The sequence below is a fragment of the Polynucleobacter sp. 78F-HAINBA genome (assembly GCF_018882325.1).
Taxonomy (GTDB): Bacteria; Pseudomonadota; Gammaproteobacteria; order Burkholderiales; family Burkholderiaceae; genus Polynucleobacter.
This window is the reverse complement of the sequence record NZ_JACVOQ010000001.1, coordinates 81401-99439: the sequence shown is the minus strand read 5'-3', so window position 1 is coordinate 99439 and position 18039 is coordinate 81401. Positions and strand designations below refer to the sequence as shown.

16 protein-coding genes are annotated in these 18039 nt (G+C 48.0%); 9 read left to right on the top strand and 7 right to left on the bottom strand.

Features of this window, described 5'->3' with window-relative positions:
* Nucleotides 1–24: 24 nt before the first annotated feature.
* The 3 genes from ICN11_RS00455 to argH are packed head-to-tail and all read right to left on the bottom strand — an operon-like array spanning nucleotide 25 to nucleotide 3529.
* Nucleotides 25–1557, bottom strand: a complete 1533-nt coding sequence (locus ICN11_RS00455; protein WP_216228656.1) for a TRAP transporter large permease subunit — start codon at nucleotides 1555–1557, stop codon at nucleotides 25–27.
* Entirely contained in the window at nucleotides 1554–2105 is a 552-nt protein-coding gene (locus ICN11_RS00450; protein WP_216228655.1) for a TRAP transporter small permease subunit, read from the bottom strand. Before ICN11_RS00450 ends, ICN11_RS00455 begins: the two co-directional genes overlap by 4 nt.
* Nucleotides 2106–2110: 5 nt before the next feature.
* Entirely contained in the window at nucleotides 2111–3529 is a 1419-nt protein-coding gene (gene argH, locus ICN11_RS00445; protein WP_216228654.1) for an argininosuccinate lyase, read from the bottom strand.
* Nucleotides 3530–3572: 43 nt separating this feature from the next.
* Here argH and hemC point away from each other — a divergent pair, with 43 nt between their 5' ends.
* A complete protein-coding gene (gene hemC, locus ICN11_RS00440; protein ID WP_216228653.1) occupies nucleotides 3573–4553 on the top strand; it encodes a hydroxymethylbilane synthase in 981 nt (326 codons plus the stop codon).
* Nucleotides 4554–4575: 22 nt separating this feature from the next.
* A complete protein-coding gene (locus ICN11_RS00435) occupies nucleotides 4576–5385 on the top strand; it encodes a uroporphyrinogen-III synthase (RefSeq protein WP_216228652.1) in 810 nt (269 codons plus the stop codon).
* Here the strand turns inward: ICN11_RS00435 and ICN11_RS00430 are convergent.
* Both ICN11_RS00430 and ICN11_RS00425 read right to left on the bottom strand, forming a co-directional pair.
* Nucleotides 5382–5954: a chorismate lyase gene (locus tag ICN11_RS00430; RefSeq protein WP_216228651.1), complete on the bottom strand. Its 573-nt coding sequence runs from the start codon at nucleotides 5952–5954 to the stop codon at nucleotides 5382–5384. The two genes, ICN11_RS00435 and ICN11_RS00430, sit on opposite strands and share 4 nt — an antisense overlap.
* A gap of 2 nt (nucleotides 5955–5956) precedes the next feature.
* Nucleotides 5957–7510, bottom strand: a complete 1554-nt coding sequence (locus ICN11_RS00425; RefSeq protein WP_216228650.1) for a DEAD/DEAH box helicase — start codon at nucleotides 7508–7510, stop codon at nucleotides 5957–5959.
* Between the two features lie 192 nt (nucleotides 7511–7702).
* On the opposite strand from ICN11_RS00425, the gene leuE reads away from it, so the two are divergent.
* On the top strand, nucleotides 7703–8425 hold the full coding sequence (gene leuE, locus ICN11_RS00420; RefSeq protein WP_216228649.1) for a leucine efflux protein LeuE: 723 nt from the start codon (nucleotides 7703–7705) through the stop codon (nucleotides 8423–8425).
* A gap of 21 nt (nucleotides 8426–8446) precedes the next feature.
* On the opposite strand, the gene ICN11_RS00415 is transcribed toward leuE, so the two are convergent.
* Nucleotides 8447–9850, bottom strand: coding sequence for a coniferyl aldehyde dehydrogenase (locus tag ICN11_RS00415; protein ID WP_216863115.1), 1404 nt, complete (start codon nucleotides 9848–9850; stop codon nucleotides 8447–8449).
* Between the two features lie 50 nt (nucleotides 9851–9900).
* Here ICN11_RS00415 and msrA point away from each other — a divergent pair, with 50 nt between their 5' ends.
* The gene (gene msrA / locus ICN11_RS00410) at nucleotides 9901–10473 is read left to right on the top strand and encodes a peptide-methionine (S)-S-oxide reductase MsrA (RefSeq protein ID WP_216228648.1); all 573 of its coding nucleotides are present in this window, start codon (nucleotides 9901–9903) and stop codon (nucleotides 10471–10473) included.
* Between the two features lie 2 nt (nucleotides 10474–10475).
* Here the strand turns inward: msrA and pdxH are convergent, their stop codons facing one another.
* Entirely contained in the window at nucleotides 10476–11111 is a 636-nt protein-coding gene (gene pdxH, locus ICN11_RS00405; RefSeq protein WP_216228647.1) for a pyridoxamine 5'-phosphate oxidase, read from the bottom strand.
* 22 nt (nucleotides 11112–11133) lie between these two features.
* Here pdxH and ICN11_RS00400 point away from each other — a divergent pair, with 22 nt between their 5' ends.
* The 5 genes from ICN11_RS00400 (at nucleotide 11134) to pepN (ending at nucleotide 17998) form a co-directional block, all read left to right on the top strand.
* On the top strand, nucleotides 11134–11916 hold the full coding sequence (locus ICN11_RS00400) for a ThiF family adenylyltransferase (protein WP_216228646.1): 783 nt from the start codon (nucleotides 11134–11136) through the stop codon (nucleotides 11914–11916).
* Between the two features lie 272 nt (nucleotides 11917–12188).
* Nucleotides 12189–13514, top strand: a complete 1326-nt coding sequence (locus ICN11_RS00395) for an amino acid permease (protein ID WP_304609469.1) — start codon at nucleotides 12189–12191, stop codon at nucleotides 13512–13514.
* Nucleotides 13515–13524: 10 nt separating this feature from the next.
* A complete protein-coding gene (ald, locus tag ICN11_RS00390) occupies nucleotides 13525–14643 on the top strand; it encodes an alanine dehydrogenase (RefSeq protein ID WP_216228644.1) in 1119 nt (372 codons plus the stop codon).
* A gap of 127 nt (nucleotides 14644–14770) precedes the next feature.
* Entirely contained in the window at nucleotides 14771–15346 is a 576-nt protein-coding gene (locus ICN11_RS00385) for a TMEM165/GDT1 family protein (RefSeq protein WP_216228643.1), read from the top strand.
* Between the two features lie 33 nt (nucleotides 15347–15379).
* Nucleotides 15380–17998, top strand: coding sequence for an aminopeptidase N (gene pepN, locus ICN11_RS00380; protein ID WP_216228642.1), 2619 nt, complete (start codon nucleotides 15380–15382; stop codon nucleotides 17996–17998).
* Nucleotides 17999–18039: the final 41 nt, after the last annotated feature.

Below are 18039 nucleotides of genomic sequence, written 5' to 3'. Positions count from 1 at the left end.
CAAATAGGATGGGTGTCGAACCCTCTATCTACTTGGCTTATCCAATTGAAAGACTACCGGAGCATCTTCATCCACTTTGCTTGAAGATGTCTCCGATTTAGCGTCATCACCCTCAGTGAAATTAAAGTCCTGACTCTGAATGACTGCTGCCGGCTTATCCAAGAAGGTGGTGACTAGTGCTGGGAACGCTGCCACCACAACAACCATGACGAGTTGTAGCGCAACCCAAGGTAACGCACCCCAATAAATATCACTACTTTTGACTTCTTTCGGTGCAACACCACGCAGATAGAACAGCGCAAATCCAAATGGTGGATGCATAAATGAGGTTTGCATGTTCACGCAGAGCATTACGCCGAACCATACCAGTGCAGCGCTAGCTGCAGCTTGAGGATTGCCATTCATGGAGGCAAGTAGCACTGGTGAAAGTAGTTTGACAGCAACTGGTGCCAACATCGGCACAACGATGAAAGCGATTTCAAAGAAGTCTAAGAAGAAGGCTAAGAAGAAAACAAATAAGTTCACAACCACTAAGAATCCAACCCAACCGCCTGGCAGATTGGAAAACAACTCTTCTACCCAGTGGCCACCATCAACACCCTGGAAGACAACTGAGAAGCAAGTTGAGCCAATCAAGATGAAGACCACCATCGCAGTAATGCGCATGGTGTTTTGATATGCCTCTTGTATTAATCCCTTCAGATTGGGAATGCTTGCTCTGCGTATCCAGGCTAAGAGCAATGCACCCATTGCACCCATGGCGCCAGATTCGGTTGGGGTGGCGATGCCAGTCATGATGGTTCCCAGCACTAAGAAAATCAGCACTGCCGATGGAATGATTCCCATGAGGCATTTTTTCCAGAGTGCCCAGCCTGTGAGGGTGAGTTCGTTTTCAGGCGCGGCGGGTAAGTAGTCGGGCCTAAAGCGAGAGAGGAAAAAGGTGTAGAGGGCAAAAAGACCAATTTGCAGTAGGGATGGACCCCAGGCGCCTAAGTACATGCTGCCCACATCCGCACTGCCGCTTTGGGTTTTTAACTGGTCCGCCAGCACAATCAGCACTAAAGAGGGTGGCACTAACTGGGTAATGGTCCCAGAAGCTGCTAAAACGCCCGTAGCGTAGCGCATGTTGTAGCCGTAGCGCATCATCACTGGCAGGGAAATCATCGCCATAGCGATCACCTGAGCCGCTACAGTGCCGGTAATCGCCCCCAGAATAAAGCCCACAATAATCACTGAGTAACCAAGGCCGCCCCGTATGCCTCCAAAGAGTTGACCCATCGAGTCCAGCATTTCTTCGGCAAGACCGCAGCGCTCCAGAATGGCGCCCATGAAAGTGAAGAAGGGAATTGCTAGCAGCAGGTCATTAGCGAGGACACTGCCAAAGATGCGTTGAGGGATGGCTTGTAAAAACGGCATTCCAAAGAAATTCTCAGCAATCGCAATGCCAGCAAAAAATAATCCTGCAGCCATCAGAGAAAAGGCTACCGGAAAGCCGATCAACATAAACACAATGAGTCCGCCAAACATGAGCGGTGGCATCCATTCAAGCGGAATCATTGCATGGGCTTTTCATAATGGAGATCGGCAGCAGGTAATGTTTCTTTGCCTTTGAGTGCGCCAATACGTTTAATGATTTCGGATAAGCCTTGCAGGCTCAACATAAAGAAGCCAAAAGGCACAACAAACTTGATGGGGTAGCGCGACAAACCGCCTGCATTGAGTGAATGCTCTGAGACTAACCATGAGGGATAAAACAAAGTCGTCCAAGATAGCCAGGTAAATAATATGCAGGCTGGCATTAAAAAGACAATCAAGCCAAATAGATCAACGTAAAGACGGCCGCGATCAGAGAGTTGTGAGTAAATTAAGTCGACTCGGACATGTTCATTGCGCTTGAGGGTATACGAGGCGCCTAGCATCACAGCTGCAGCAAATAAATACCACTGCAATTCCAGCGGCCAGTTATTGCTCATGTCTAAGCTATAGCGGAGTACAGCGTTGGCGGCTGACACTACACAAGACAGCAAGATCATAATGCTAGCAATCTTGCCCAGGAATTGATTTAGGCGGTCAATTCCTGTCGAGAGTGTTCCCCAAAAGCCCATGCAGTTTAGAGATCTGCACGACCCCGTTTGATCGCAGCAAGCACTTGCGCTGGGGCGGTGCCACCAGCATGTTGACGAGAGTTAACAGAGCCATCAACAGTCAATAAAGCAAAGACATCATCACCCATCAACTCTGGGCGATTATCTAAGCCACAAGCAAAGCGTAATTCAGGAAGTGTTAAATCGGTGAGCATGCAGTTACGACCAACGCAGGCCTTAACAGCGTGGGCTACTGCTTCATGAGCATCGCGGAAGGCTAAACCTTTTTTTACCAAGTAATCAGCTAAGTCGGTTGCTGTTGCAAAGCCTTCTTCAGCGGCAGCTTTCATCACATCGGCTTTTACCTGAATATGTGGAACCATATCAGCGAAGATACGCAATGTATCTTGTACGGTATCTACCGCATCAAACAAAGGTTCTTTGTCTTCTTGGTTATCTTTGTTGTATGCCAATGGCTGGCTCTTCATCAAAGTTAATAAAGAGATCAAGTCGCCATACACACGACCTGTTTTTCCACGAGCTAATTCAGGAACATCTGGGTTCTTTTTCTGCGGCATGATCGAGCTACCAGTGCAGAAGCGATCTGGCAAATCAATAAAGCCAAAGCGTGGGCTAAGCCATAGCACTAGCTCTTCAGATAGACGAGACACGTGCATCATCAAGATGGATGCAAAGGCGCAGAATTCAATTGCAAAGTCACGATCGGATACGGCATCAAGTGAGTTATTGCAGATGCCATCAAAACCTAGGGTCTTGGCAACTTGCTCGCGATCGATCGGATAGGTCGTGCCGGCTAAAGCAGCTGCACCGAGTGGCAAGCGATTAAAGCGGGCGCGCAAATCAGCTAAGCGGCTTGCATCGCGACTAAACATTTCGTAATAAGCCATCAAGTGATGACCGAAAGTAATGGGTTGCGCTACTTGCAAGTGCGTGTGGCCAGGCATGATTGTGGCAGCGTGAGTTTCTGCAAGATCCAGCAAGGCAATTCGTAAAGTTTTGAGGGTGGCTGCAATTTGATCAACGCTGCCACGTAACCACAGACGTAAATCCGTAGCGACTTGGTCGTTACGTGAACGACCGGTATGAAGACGCTTTCCAGCATCGCCGACCAATTCAGTGAGGCGGGCTTCGATATTGAGGTGCACATCTTCCAGTGCGAGTTGCCAGTTAAATTCACCGGCTTCGATTTCGCCTTTGATTTGAGTCATGCCCTTCTGAATATCGGCCAAATCTTGGGCGCTAATAATCTTTTGGGTGGCCAGCATTTCAGCATGAGCCAAAGATCCAGCGATGTCGACTAAGGCAAAGCGTTGATCAAAGCCAATAGAGGCGGTATAACGCTGAACTAGTTCGTCAACGGGTTCGTTAAAACGGGCCGACCAAGCTTGGGCTTTGTTGGCAAGGGAATTTTTTGATGAGCTCATAAACGCAGTATATTGGTGTAGGTCTTTGATTATTTTAAATGTTATGTCCCAAACCCCCATTTCTAGCTCTACATCCCCTGTATCCGCCGCCCCTCGGCGCCTGGTAATTGCCTCCCGTGAGAGTCGCCTTGCCATGTGGCAAGCGGAACACGTCCGGGATTGCCTTAAAAAGCTCTACCCAGCGTGCGACGTGCAGATCCTGGGAATGACTACCCGGGGAGACCAAATACTGGATAAGGCCCTCTCTAAAGTGGGCGGTAAGGGCTTATTTGTGAAAGAGCTCGAAACTGCCTTAGAAGATGGCCGGGCTGATTTAGCCGTGCATTCCCTAAAAGATGTGCCCATGGTCATGCCTGAGGGCTTTGATTTATCTTGTGTCATGGCGCGAGAAGATGCCCATGATGCATTTGTCTCTAACGATTACGCCAGCCTAGAAGATTTGCCAAAAGGCGCAGTAGTGGGCACCTCTAGCTTGCGCCGTGAGTCGGTCCTGAGATCCAAGTTCCCACATTTAGTGATTCAGCCTTTGCGTGGCAATTTAGATACCCGCATGGGTAAGCTCGATCGCGGTGAATATCAAGCCATCATTTTGGCTGCCGCTGGTCTCAAGCGACTTGGTTTGGAAAGCCGTATTCGCGCGCTACTACCGATTGACCCATACACGCCAGCCGCTGGACAGGGCGCGCTCGGCATTGAAACCCTGAGTAAGCATCCCAACATTAAAGCGTGGCTAGCGCCACTCAATGATTTACCAACCCTCTATGCAGTGACTGCTGAGCGCATGGTGTCGCGCCAATTAGGCGGCTCTTGTGAAGTGCCTTTAGCAGCTTATGCCACTTGGGGTCAAGATCATATGAACATCCGCTCTTTTGTTGCTAGCGTTGATGGCACTGCAAGTTGCTTAGCTAGTGCTCAAGGCGTAGTAAAGAGTTTGGAAGACGCAGAGGCTCTAGGTCTCTCAGTTGCGCGTGATTTGATTTCTCAAGGCGCTGAGCATTTATTGCCTAACGGTTTACCAAAGTAAGTAGCAACAAGGTAATTCGCTCATGAGCAATAAGACCATTGTCATTACTCGTCCCAGCGGACAGGCGCGCCAATTGTCGGAAGCGATGCGGGCAAGTCTAGTAGATAGTGGCTTTACAAAAGAAACCTTCCCCCAGATTATTTCTTTACCTCTACTGACCATTGCTCCTAAGGGCGATGATGTTTTGTTAGCTCAGATCACTGCAATACTCAAGACTGCAGACCTAGCAATTTTCGTTAGTCCAAATGCAATTGAATGCACGATGCGTTTACTCGAGCAATCTTGGCAAGCATTCTCTGACAAGCCCTTGCCTGTTGGAGTTATGGGGGGCAGTAGCATGGCGGCCCTCAAAAATCATGGCATCGGTGTTGAGAGCAATCCCACGACAGTCATTCTTCCTCAGAGTAATACGCAATGGGATTCCGAGGGTTTATGGGCTGAATTGCAGAAGCTGAACTGGGATTGGTTCACTAAGAAAGTAATCATTTTTAAAGGTGAAGGTGGGCGCGATTGGCTGGCTGATACTTTGAAGCATGCTGGTGCGCAAGTTGAAGCATTCTCAGTTTATGCGCGCGTACCTTTAGATTTCAATAGCCCTGCCTGGGATGATATTCATGAGATGGATTTTGCTAAATCGCTTTGGCTTCTCACATCATCCGAGGCGGTGCGCTATCTAGGGCAAGCAAAATTACCACTCGATCTCGCAACAGCCATTTGTCCGCATCACAATATTGCTGATGCTGCCGAGCAAATTGGTTTTGGTGAAGTGTTTACTTGCGAGCCTGGCGATGAGGCTTTGATTGCCGCATCACAAGCTTGGCTATCTATTTAATTATTAGGATAGTTGAGTAGTGCAGGTAGGAATACTTCGCTCACCAGGAGTGGACGCCCTTTAAGTTGATATAGCGTCCGTCTTGCCCAGCTAACTGATGGCAACTCTGGATATTGCTGGAAGCATTTTTTCCATAAAGCGTTTTGCTGATCTAAGCGGGCAATTTCACGGAATGGTTTCTGTTTGGAGTGCATTCGTGTCTTAGCAAAGAGCACGGCACCCAACGGTTTCTTGCCTAGGCGCAAAACCTCATGGTTACTGCCGCTCGAGCTAGTACTGGGGATAATGCTATGCGCCATCACCAATGGAATGCCGTTGGCACAAAGCAATACTTCTCTGATGCGACAACGTTTGATCTTGAAATGAAAATAGCGACTTTCGTCGCTATTGAGATTTTGACGGCAATCTCGCAAAACTAGAACTTCTAGCTTTTGTCCAATTGCGCGTTCAATTTTTTGGGTTAAAGAACCGGTATCGCTGAGCCAAGACTGCCACTTGCGTGGCGCTTGATGCAATTCACCGGAATCGACTCGATTCCATGCAGAACGGAGACGACGACGGTGAATCATTTTTAGCTACCGCTAAAGTTTCTACGTTGACCGCCAGATTTTGGTTTAGCAAAACGTGGACCAGCAGACGGGCGTGAGTCACCAGAGCGATTGCCACCAGCAGGACGTGAGTCGCCAGAGCGTGCAGGGCGTGAATCAGCAAAACGATTGCCACCAGCAGGACGTGAGTCGCCAGATGGACGGGAATCACCAGAGCGAGATTCGAAATGATTGCCTGAGCGATTGCCACCGCCTCCGCCACCAGAACGAGACTCTGAACGAGCACCTGAGCCATAACGACCACCACCGCCACCAGAGCGATTGCCACCGCCAAAGCCACCACCAGAGCGACCGCCACCTGGGCGACCACCGCCACCACCAAAGCTAGGCTTGGCTTGTGGCTCAAGGCCAGCGATAACAGAAGCAACGATGTCTTGCTGTGTAAAGCGTTCGATATTGCGAATCTTGGCGCGATCACGATGTTCAACCAAAGTAATAGCAACACCATTACGACCCGCACGACCAGTACGACCGATGCGATGCGTATAGTCTTCTGGTTTCATTGGCAAGCCAAAGTTAATCACGTGACTAATACGTGGCACATCAATACCGCGAGCCGCTACGTCAGTCGCAACCAAAATCTTGGTGTGACCTTTACGCAAAGACTCAAGACGACGCATACGAACAGCTTGAGGCATTGCACCGTGTAAGGCGCTAGCTTCGTAACCATTGGCACGTAAGGTGTCAGCAATTTTTTCGCTTTCCATCTGAGTGCTTGCAAACACAACCGCTTGATCCAAAGAGGCATCAGCCAAAATGTGCTCAAGCAATTTATGCTTGTGTGACATGCTGTCAGCCCAGTGGAGCTTCTGCTCAATGTTTGCGTGCTTTTCGCCAGCATGAGCAAGCTCAATACGTTTAGCGTTAGTAGTTAACTCATTGGCCAAAGACATAATCTTCGGTGCAAAAGTTGCAGAGAACATCAATGTTTGGGTGCGAGCAGCACAACGCTTATCAATCGCCTCAAGATCATCAGCAAATCCCATGTCGAGCATGCGATCGGCTTCGTCGATAACGAGTTGTTTGACGTCATCTAGGCGAATTGCTTTGCTATCGGTCAGGTCGAGTAAGCGACCAGGAGTTGCGACAACTAACAATGCGCCTTTCAGCGCTTGGATTTGCTTCCCATAAGGCATGCCACCCATGACGGTTGCAATACGGATGCCTTTCATGCCGCGAACTAAGTTCACTGCATCAGCGGCAACCTGCTGAGCTAATTCACGAGTAGGGCAGAGCACTAACACTTTAGGTTGTGCGCGACCTGGTACAGGTGAGCCATTTGGGTTGTCTTCGATGAGTTGATTAATCAAAGGCAATAAGAAGGCTGCGGTTTTACCGCTACCGGTTTGGCTGCTGACCAATAAGTCACCGCCAGCGAGAGCTGCAGGAATAACCTTAGCTTGCACTTCAGTGGCTTGGGTGTAACCCAGTTCAGCAACGTTTTTAAGGAGTGGCGCCGCGAGGGCGAAATTCTGGAAATCATTTCCAGAGGGATTGGTTTCTTTAGAAAAAGTCATGCTATTACACATCCCTTTAAGGGATGTCTCCGTGTATACACTCTTTGTTTTTTTGAGTGTGATGGTCAAAGGCATCGACCATCAGACAGGCGGCAGCGCGTTTTTTGAACTTCGGTGTTTATGACTTCTAAACGGTACGCTGAAATATAGCTGGGGGGCGATGAATCAAATTGCTTTAAAAAGCCTCCCATTATGGCATTTTCAGATGCTAATTACAAGGGTTTTCCCGAATTTAATTATGATGGGCTGATGGATTGGTTTATTTCACCCTCGAGTGTCGGCATTGTTGATTTCCCTACATATCTTCTGGGTGTGATTTTTACCATCCTATTCCCGGGTCCGAATTCTCTTTACGTATTGACGATTGCATCAATCAAAGGCTGGCGTGCAGGAGTATGGGCATCGCTAGGAATCTTTATTGGCGATGCTATTCTGATGATTGGTGTTGTCTTAGGTGCCGCCACTTTACTGAACTCATCGCCCTCGACATTTAATTTCATACGCATTCTGGGCGCCGCCTATTTGGCGTGGATGGGCTATGGTTTTATTCGAGATGGTATCGAGCGCTGGCGCGGTGCTAAGGTAGTTGCAACAGGGGATGGCAGGGCTCATTATCTAAATGCGCTACACCCATCTATAGCTGCGCTAACTTTGTCCTTAACTAATCCTAAGGCAATCTTTTTCTTTGTCTCTTTTTTTGCGCAATTTATACAGCCGGGGTACGCATATCCAATGTATACCTTTTTGTACCTTGCCCTAGTTCTGCAAGTGGTCAGCATGTCTTACTTAACGGGCTTGATTTTTGCGGGACAGTTTTTTCTTAGCTACTTTAAAAAGCATCAACGTTACGCCGCAGCTCTCTGGCTCATCGTTGGAATGCTCTTAATTGGATTTGCCGCAACACTCTTGCTGTAATCCTGAGTCTGGTGTCAGCAATTATTTAATCCAACGCAATAAGCGCTCAACACCAGCGCCGTAGGGCGGCCTCGCCAAGTTGGTGCCACGCAAGAAATTAAGGCCAAAGAAACCGCGAACTTCTAAAACCGATTTGCGATGACTAAAAGCCTCAAAACCTGTTTTGCCATGATAGGCGCCCATACCGCTCGCACCGATGCCGCCAAATGGTAAATCTTCGATAGCTGCGTGCAATAGGGTGTCGTTGATTGTGACGCCGCCAGAGCAAGTCTCATTCAGAATGCGCTGCATCACTTTCTTATCTTTGCCAAACCAGTATAGAGCTAATGGCTTTGGACGTTCATTGATGTAGCGAATTGTCGAGTCGATATCGTTGATTGCCACGATTGGTAGGATCGGTCCAAATATCTCTTCTTGCATGATGAGCGCATCTTCAGAAACATTGAAGAGTGCCACGGGCGTGAATGGCAACTCAGTGTTATCAGCAGAATGGATGAGTGGAATTGCTTGTGCCCCCCGATCTACCGCATCTTGAACTAGTTGCTGCCAACGCGCTAGTTGCTGCTCATCAATCGCACCAGTCAATTCCTCTGGATTGGAGAATTGTTTTTGAGCTGCATTCTGTAGCTCTTGAATAAATACCTCGCAGTCACTTGCATGAACTACTGCGTAATCTGGAGCAATGCAAGTTTGTCCGCCATTCACCAGCTTGCCGTAAATGATGCTAGCGGCAGCATCTTTGAGCTTAGCTGAGGAATCGACAATCGCCGGCGATTTACCGCCTAACTCAAGGGTAATTGGTGTTAGATGATCTGCAGCTGCGCGCATCACTTTCTTACCAATCTCTCCTGAGCCCGTAAAAAAGAGGTGGTCAAAGGGGAGTGCTGCGAAAGATTCGGCAACATCCGTGCCACCAATGCTCACGCAAAATTCGCTAGGGTGAAAATATTCTTGTATCAATGTCGCCAAAAATCCAGATGTGCGTGAACTTCTTTCTGAAGGCTTTAGCCAAACGCGATTGCCAGCTGCAAATGCTGCAATGGCTGGAACCAGCGCCAGTTGCACAGGGTAATTCCAAGGGCTCATGATGCCAACGACACCCATGGATTGCATTTGAGTCCAAGCATGAGATGAGCCTAAGAATCCTGGCGTTGCCACTAGCTGAGGCTTCATCCACTCTTTAAGATGTTTGCGAACATGTTTGCATGCCTGATAAATCATCTGAAATTCTAGAAGTCGACTCTCAATCGAGTGGCGAATACCAAAGTCTGCAGCCAAGACCTTGCAGATTTTTTCTTCATTGGCGGAAATCATTTGCTCAATACGCCCAATTCGTTCAAGGCGAACCTCTAGTGTAGGGTTGGGTTCTGCAGCATAAGCTGCCTTGATTTCATCTAATTGGAGTGTGAAGCGATTTATCGACATGGGGTTTTATGTGGCAAGCAAACGATTGAATAAGGTATTAGGATAAAGGCATGAACGAAACCATCCTAAAAAACCCCCCCAGCCTTGAACGCGCCACTCTGGGAGGTGGCTGTTTTTGGTGTCTAGAGGCGGTTTACCAGCAAATCTCTGGCGTGAGTGCGGTAGTTTCAGGGTACGCAGGAGGGGCGATGTCAAACCCTGACTATGAGTCTGTTTGCTCAGGTCAAACAGGGCACGCTGAAATAGTTGATGTCTATTTTGATCCGGAGCTAGTCTCTTACCGTGATTTATTAGAAATCTTTTTTGTTATTCATGATCCAACTACCTTGAACTATCAGGGTAATGATCATGGTACCCAATACCGTTCAGTGATCTTCACTCATAGCGATAGCCAAAGCAGAACTGCCCATGAGGTAGTTAAAGAGCTGGAGGAGGAGAAGATCTATTCCAATCCAGTGGTGACGCAAATTGATGTGGCGCCGGTTATTTATCCAGCCGAGGATTATCACCAGAATTATTTTCGTCAGCATCCAGGGCAGGGCTACTGCATGGCAGTAGTTGCTCCTAAGTTGGCAAAATTTAGAGCAAAGTTTCAATCTCTGATTGCGCCAGAGTTTCAATAAGTCTAGGGCGCTAGACGAGCAATTCGCCAGCTAGATCCTTCTAGTTGGTAGTGGATGCGATCATGCAGGCGAGAAGGTCGACCTTGCCAAAATTCAATTTCAGTAGGGTGTAAGCGATATCCACCCCAATGCTCTGGTCTTGGTGGATTATCCCCAAAGTCAGCTGCGAAACGTTTTTCAGCTTCTTCAAGAAATTCTCGATTGGGAATCTCGGCACTTTGTGGCGAAGCCCATGCCCCAATACGGGAGGCGGCTGGGCGAGAGTGGAAGTATTCATCGCTCTCGGCGGCGCTAACACGCTCAACTATCCCTTTAATGCGAACCTGGCGCTCTAGTTCGTGCCAATGAAATAACAAGGCGGCTTGGGGGCGAGCAGCCAAATCCTTACCTTTTTGACTTTCGTAATTGGTGAAGAAGGTAAAGCCTGCCTCATCAGCACCTTTTAGTAAGACAATACGAGCTGATGGATTGCCTGCTGTATCTGCTGTTGCCAGAGTCATCGAGTTGGGTTCAGGGCATTCTGCTTTGACGGCCTGATCAAACCAAACTTGAAATAAGCTCAGTGGATTGGGCGGCACCTCGGTCTCTGAAAGCTGGCCAAAGGTATAGTTTTTGCGGAGTTGAGCGATGGAGTCCATTTTTTCAGTATAAAGAGAAGCTATGGCAGAAGACAAGATAGAAGACAGTGTGGGAGATCGTCGCTTTGGGGGTGTAGCACGGCTGTATGGACCAGAGCTGCGTGAGCGTTTTCGTCATGCCACAGTCGTCGTCGCTGGATTGGGTGGAGTGGGTTCTTGGGCTGCTGAAGCTTTAGCTCGTACTGCCATCGGTCATCTTGTCCTGATTGATTTTGATCACATTGCCGAAAGTAACACCAATCGTCAGTTGCATGCGCTTGAGGGCGAGTTCGGTAAGGCAAAAGTACAAGCCATGACTGATCGCATTAGACTCATTAATCCTGAGATCAAGCTCACCACTCATGATGCATTCTTGGAGCCAGAAAATCTAGATTCTTTGATTCCTGAAAATGCGATTGTTTTAGATGCTACGGATTCCGTGCAAACCAAAATTGCTTTAGCAGTTTGGGCAAACAAAAATCAGCGTGCTTTGGTGATGTGTGGAGCGGCTGGCGGAAAATCAGATCCTACATCTGTGAGCTGTGATGATCTCTCTCGAACTGAGCAAGATGCGTTGTTGGCAAAGGTGCGTCAAGGTCTTCGACAGGATCACGGCTTTTCAAGAAATCTCAAAAGAAAAATTGGGATTCGCGCAATTTACTCGCACGAGCCTCGCGCAGGGGTTGCTAGTGGCGGCCTAGCTTGCTCTGGTTATGGTTCTACAGTGATGGTTACTGCTGCCTGCGGTTTGGCTGCAGCCGCCGAAGTTTTAAATCTAATTGCTGACCAACAAGTGATTTCTTCAAATCAGCCAGCAAATCCTTAAGGGGAATCCCTGTAGGAAATTACGGATTCTGATGTCATCCCAAATTAATTAATACCCCATTGAGCTCGTACATTCGTAGAGCGCTCATTTATATCGCATCACATTTATTTATTTAGGAACTTTGCGCATTTCTATCCTCTAGTGCAGAAGCGCAGTCCTCCCTAGACTTTGTCTCGTTGGTGATTTACCAACGACAAATCGAAAGGAGGTCTCTTTTGCAGACTGAACAAACTGGTTTACAGCGTCACCTCAAAGTGCGGCACATTCGCCTCATGGCATTAGGGTCCACTATCGGGGTTGGATTATTTCTAGGCTCTGCAAGTGCGATTCAGATCGCAGGACCTTCAATCTTGTTGGGATATCTGCTGGCCGGCATTGTTGCCTTCATCGTCCTTCGCACTCTGGGTGAGATGGCAGTTCATGAGCCGGTAGCAGGTTCTTTTGCAGCTTATGCCAATACTTATGTGGGACCACTTGCGGGATACATGGTGGGCTGGGGTTATTGGACTTACTGGATCGTTGTTGGAATAGCTGAAGTTACTGCGGTTGGTATTTATATGGGAATTTGGTTCCCTGAAACGCCACAGTGGATCTGGGCTTTGTCTTCCATTCTCATGATGGGCTTAATTAACCTCATAGCTGTGAAAGTATTTGGTGAGTTTGAGTTTTGGTTTGCTCTCATCAAAGTCGTTGCCATTGTGGCCATGATTGCATTGGGTGGTTCAGTCATTTTCTTTGGTTTTACCAATGACTGGAATCCCATTGGCTTTAGTAACTTATGGCAGCACGGCGGCTTCTTCCCAAATGGTATTAGTGGGATGCTACTTTCATTACAGATGGTTTTATTTGCCTACGTTGGTATTGAGATGATTGGTTTATCTGCTGGCGAAGCCGAGAACCCTCGCAAGACTATTCCGATGGCGATTGATTCTCTAGCGTGGCGCATCTTGATTTTCTATATGGGTGCAATCCTCGTGATCTTGGCGATCTTTCCTTGGAATGAAGTTGGTCAACAAGGCAGTCCATTCGTTGTGATGTTTGAGCGGATTGGTTTGCGTGAAGCTGCTGGAATCATTAACTTCGTAGTGATTACTGCGGCATTGTCATCCTGTAATGCCGGCATCTTTAGCGGTGGTCGTCTCTTGTATGCACTCTCAGTTAATGGCTATGCACCTTCACCATTTGCGAAGCTATCCAAATACGGCGTGCCACATCGTGCAGTGATGGCAACGGTGGCGGTTTGTATGACCGGAGTGGTACTCAACTACTTTGTTCCAGATAAGGCATTTCAATACATCATGGCTGCCGTTACCTTCGTTGGTTTGATGGTGTGGATTGCCATTCTGTTTACTCAAATTCAATTCCGTCGCTCACTTACAAAATCCCAGGTTGCCGAGTTGGCATATCGCGCGCCATGGTGGCCCTATTCCTCGTGGTTCGCATTGGCATTTATTGCCCTAGTGGTGGTGTTGATGGGCTTTCATGAGGATGCGCGGATTGCATTGGTTTTAGGTCCGTGCTTATTAGGTGTGTATCTCGCCATGTTCTACATCGTTGGCTTGCATCGCAAAACAAAACTGAGTCGTGAATTCAAATAAGGAGACATAAATGATTGTTGGCGTACCTCAAGAAGTAAAAAATAATGAATTTCGTGTTGGCTTAACCCCAGGCAATGTGAGGGGCTTATGTAAACAAGGTCATTCAGTCTTAGTACAGCGAGGAGCTGGTGAGCAAATTGGTCTGAGCGATGAATCGTATCGTTTAGCTGGAGCCACTTTGATTAATAGCGCTGCTGAAGTCTTTGCAAAAGCAGAGATGGTGGTAAAAGTGAAGGAGCCTCAGCCGCAAGAGTGCGCAATGTTGCGCGAAGACCAAATCCTGTTTACTTATTTACATCTAGCCCCAGATCCACAACAGACTAAGGCGTTGCTTGCCTCGGGTGCGAGTTGTATTGCTTACGAGACCGTAACTTCCTGTACTGGCGCCTTACCGCTATTAGCTCCAATGAGTGAAGTTGCGGGCAGGATGTCGATTCAGGCGGCTGCTACGCATTTGGAAAAAACAAATGGCGGCTTAGGTATCTTGATGGCGGGTGTACCAGGAGTGGCGCCTGCAAAGGTAGTCATATTGGGTGCGGGCGTAGTGGGGCGAAACGCTCTGCAAATGGCCGTGGGTATGGGTGCAGACGTTTGCATTTTCGATCGCAATATTGATTGCTTAAGGCAGATTGACATGCTCTACGGCAATCGCGTGAGAACCTTCTATGCTGACCCACTCTTAGTGGAGCTAGAAGTCTGCGAGGCGGATGTTGTGATTGGTGCCGTATTGTTGCCTGGCGCTGCAGCTCCTAAGCTAGTGACCAGAGAGATGGTGCGCAAAATGAAAGCAGGCGCAGTAGTAGTGGATGTAGCAATTGATCAGGGCGGCTGCTTTGAGACATCTAAAGCCACTACTCACGCAGATCCTACCTTTATCGTAGATGGTGTGCTGCATTACTGTGTTGCGAATATGCCAGGAGCGGTTGCCAGAACCTCCACCTTTGCTTTAACGAATGCAACTTACCCATTCATTGAGGTCTTGGCTAATAGTGGAATGGTGAAGGCGCTCTCTCATAACCATCATCTGCGAAATGGCTTGAGCGTGCATCGAGGTAACCTCACTTCTGAGCCAGTAGCTAAGGCGCAGAAAGTTGACTTTGTAACGGCAGAGGAGTTGTTGGCAGCATAAGAGGTCTTGAGTAACGCTAGCATCCTTTGGGATGCTAGCGTTTGCAGTCAGGTCAAAAGTTGTCATATTTATCCGCTATGATTTCAGTAGATTAAAACTTTTTGTAAATGTGAAGACTGCTGAATTTATGGACTTATCTGCATTAGCACTTTCTACTGGTGTAGTCGCTCTCGCTGAGATGGGTGATAAAACTCAATTACTCTCCTTGATGCTGGCTGCGCGTTATCCAAAACAGGCGCTCGCCATTATTGGCGGTATATTGATTGCGACAATTGCCAATCATGCCTGCGCAGCTTTATTGGGGAGCTGGTTAACTACCTTTATGAGTCCGGATTTGCTTAAGTGGATTTTGGGCTTGAGCTTCTTGGGAATTGGACTTTGGCTCTTGGTGCCGGATCATATAGATGATGCAGCGGGATCCAAGGTGGCTGATAAGGCCTTTCAGGTATTTATGCTGACAGTGGGGCTCTTTTTCTTAGCGGAGATGGGGGATAAGACCCAGATCGCTACGATCGCCTTGGGCGCAAAATATTCCGATGTCTTTTCTGTGACGGTTGGCACCACTTTGGGGATGATGTTGGCTAATGCCCCGGCTGTTTGGATTGGTCAGAAATTCACCAAACGTATACCTATTAAGTGGGTACATGCTGTAGCTGCTGTGACCTTCATCGCTATCGGTATTGCCACCCTTATTTGGGGTTAGGTCGAATTTTTCCATGGGGCTTAAAATTGCCCTATGAAAACTGATCTGCCACAGAGCTTTCGCAGGCTCGAATACCGCGCTCCCAATTACACCTTTTCACAGGTTGAGTTAGACATTGCTTTAGATCCTGCTAGGACGATTGTGAAGAGTCGCCTAGAGGTTCTTCCTGGCGCTGGTCATGAGGCTGGTACGCCTTTGGTATTGCAAGGTCATGAACTTGAGTTTGTGAGTTTGCGTATTAATGGTGAAGCACACCGTCAGTTTGAGTTGACTCCAGAAACATTAACGATTCATGCTCTGCCCAATGAAGGTAAGCAAGTTTTTGTTGTTGAGATCATCTGCGTTTGTGTGCCTGAGAAAAATACCTCCCTCATGGGTCTGTATGTCTCGAATGGCAATTTCTTTACTCAGTGTGAGGCCGAGGGATTCAGAAAGATTACTTACTTCCTCGATAGACCGGATGTGATGGCACGCTATCGCGTAACGCTCCGTGCTCGTGAGGCAGAGTGCCCGGTATTGCTATCCAACGGCAATCTCATTACCACTGAAAAATTACCCAATGGTTGGCATAGCGCTGTTTGGGAAGATCCATTTCCAAAGCCATCTTACTTATTCGCCTTAGTTGCTGGAAAGCTCGAGTGCATTGAAGAAACTATCACCACCAGTAGTGGCGCAAAAAAGTTATTGCAGATTTGGGTTGAGCCACATGACTTGAAAAAGACCCGTCATGCAATGGACTCCTTGATTGCATCTATTCACTGGGATGAAAAGCGCTACGGTCTTGAGCTCGATCTCGAGCGCTTCATGATTGTGGCGGTAGGTGATTTCAATATGGGTGCGATGGAAAACAAGGGTCTCAATGTTTTCAATACCAAGTATGTTCTTGCTCAAGCAGAAACTGCAACGGATGCTGATTTTGCCAACATCGAAAGCGTGGTAGCCCATGAGTACTTCCATAATTGGACGGGCAACCGAGTTACCTGTCGAGATTGGTTTCAGCTATCTCTTAAAGAGGGTTTAACTGTATTCCGTGATCAAGAGTTCTCGGCCGATCAAATGGGTAGTGAATCTGGCAGGGCGGTAAAACGCATTGAGGATGTGCGCTTATTGCGTCAACTGCAGTTCCCTGAGGACGCGGGTCCGATGGCACATCCAATTCGTCCAGACGAGTATCAAGAGATTAATAATTTCTACACTGTGACGGTATATGAGAAGGGTGCTGAAGTCGTGCGTATGTATCAAACCCTATTAGGTGTGGAGGGTTTCCGCAAAGGCATGGATCTGTACTTCAAGCGTCATGATGGCCAAGCAGTTACTTGTGATGATTTCTTGGCGGCGATGGCTGATGCCAATGACCGCGATCTTTCCCAGTTCAAGAATTGGTATAGTCAGGCTGGCACCCCTAAGGTTGAGGTGCAAGAGTCCTACAATGCGGACAAAAAGCAATATCAAATTACTTTGACGCAAAGCCCTGCAGCAAATACGGGGAACAAAGATAGCAAGCCGTTTCATATTCCATTGAAGATGCGCTTATTGACTCCTGCAGATGATCAGGTCGAGACATTATTGGAGTTAACTCAAGATCAGCAAACCTGGACTTTTGATCAAGTGACAAGTCGCCCAGTGCTGTCGATCAATCGTAATTTTTCAGCCCCGATCAATTTAGATTTTGATCAAAGTGAGGCCGACCTACTGACTATGTTCTCGAGCGATGACGATGCTTTTAATCGCTGGGAAGCTGGTCAGAAACTAGCAATGCAAATGATTTTGGCTAATCGCTTACCTGATAAGGAGCTGATTGAGGCTTATCGCACTCTTTTGACTGATCCTGAGTTAGATCCTGCGTTCAAAGAGCTGGCACTGACTTTGCCTGCTGAGACTTATCTATATGAGCAGTGCGCAAGCGTTGATCCCCAACAGATTTATGCTGCCCGTCGCGCTTTCCGTCACGCTATTGCGAGCGACTTGCGAATTGAGTGGGCGGCTCTCTACCAACAGATGCAAACGCCAGGACCATTTAATCCTGATGCAGCAAGTGCTGGCAAGCGCGCTTTGAAGAATCTTGCACTCAGCATGCTGCTTGAAGCCGATCCGTTGATCTGGGCACCTATGGCCGTCAATCAATATCAGAATGCTGACAATATGACTGACCGATACGCCGCCTTAGCTGGCTTAGTGATTCATGGATGCAAAGCGGCTGCAGCTTGTCTGGAAGATTTTTATACCCGATTTGCTGATGATGCTTTGGTGATTGATAAGTGGTTTGCATTGCAATCGAGCAGACCTCCGGTAGCGAACGCTGAATCTACCTTGAGTGAAGTCAAACATTTGCGTGAGCACGAAGCTTTCAAGATGAATAACCCCAACCGGGTTCGTAGCGTGATTCATGCTTTCTGTATGAACAACCCCGCTAGCTTTCATCAAGTGGATGGCAGTGGTTATGCATTTTGGGCTGAATCCGTTCTTGCCTTAGATCCAATCAATCCCCAGGTTGCTGCTCGTTTGGCCAGGGGATTGGATCGCTGGCGTCAGTTTGCCCCGGTTTATCAGGAGCAGATGCTGTCAGCCCTAAGGCAGGTGGCAGCATGCGAAACCCTCTCTGCAGATGTGAAAGAGGTGGTTTCTAAGGCTTTAGGCAATTCAGTCAGCTAGAACAAGGCAAAATAGAGCCCATTCAGAAATAAACCCATCAC

Coding starts and splice junctions, on each gene's coding strand:
- leuE (WP_216228649.1), top strand. CDS start 7,703: ATGGCATTTTCAGATGCTAATTACAAGGGTTTTCCCGAATTTAATTAT.
- msrA (WP_216228648.1), top strand. CDS start 9,901: ATGAACGAAACCATCCTAAAAAACCCCCCCAGCCTTGAACGCGCCACT.
- ICN11_RS00450 (WP_216228655.1), bottom strand. CDS start 2,105: ATGGGCTTTTGGGGAACACTCTCGACAGGAATTGACCGCCTAAATCAA.
- pepN (WP_216228642.1), top strand. CDS start 15,380: ATGAAAACTGATCTGCCACAGAGCTTTCGCAGGCTCGAATACCGCGCT.
- ICN11_RS00415 (WP_216863115.1), bottom strand. CDS start 9,850: ATGTCGATAAATCGCTTCACACTCCAATTAGATGAAATCAAGGCAGCT.
- ICN11_RS00425 (WP_216228650.1), bottom strand. CDS start 7,510: ATGACTTTTTCTAAAGAAACCAATCCCTCTGGAAATGATTTCCAGAAT.
- hemC (WP_216228653.1), top strand. CDS start 3,573: ATGTCCCAAACCCCCATTTCTAGCTCTACATCCCCTGTATCCGCCGCC.
- ICN11_RS00385 (WP_216228643.1), top strand. CDS start 14,771: ATGGACTTATCTGCATTAGCACTTTCTACTGGTGTAGTCGCTCTCGCT.
- ICN11_RS00455 (WP_216228656.1), bottom strand. CDS start 1,557: ATGATTCCGCTTGAATGGATGCCACCGCTCATGTTTGGCGGACTCATT.
- ICN11_RS00400 (WP_216228646.1), top strand. CDS start 11,134: ATGGCAGAAGACAAGATAGAAGACAGTGTGGGAGATCGTCGCTTTGGG.
- pdxH (WP_216228647.1), bottom strand. CDS start 11,111: ATGGACTCCATCGCTCAACTCCGCAAAAACTATACCTTTGGCCAGCTT.
- ICN11_RS00435 (WP_216228652.1), top strand. CDS start 4,576: ATGAGCAATAAGACCATTGTCATTACTCGTCCCAGCGGACAGGCGCGC.
- ICN11_RS00430 (WP_216228651.1), bottom strand. CDS start 5,954: ATGATTCACCGTCGTCGTCTCCGTTCTGCATGGAATCGAGTCGATTCC.
- ald (WP_216228644.1), top strand. CDS start 13,525: ATGATTGTTGGCGTACCTCAAGAAGTAAAAAATAATGAATTTCGTGTT.
- argH (WP_216228654.1), bottom strand. CDS start 3,529: ATGAGCTCATCAAAAAATTCCCTTGCCAACAAAGCCCAAGCTTGGTCG.
- ICN11_RS00395 (WP_304609469.1), top strand. CDS start 12,189: ATGGCATTAGGGTCCACTATCGGGGTTGGATTATTTCTAGGCTCTGCA.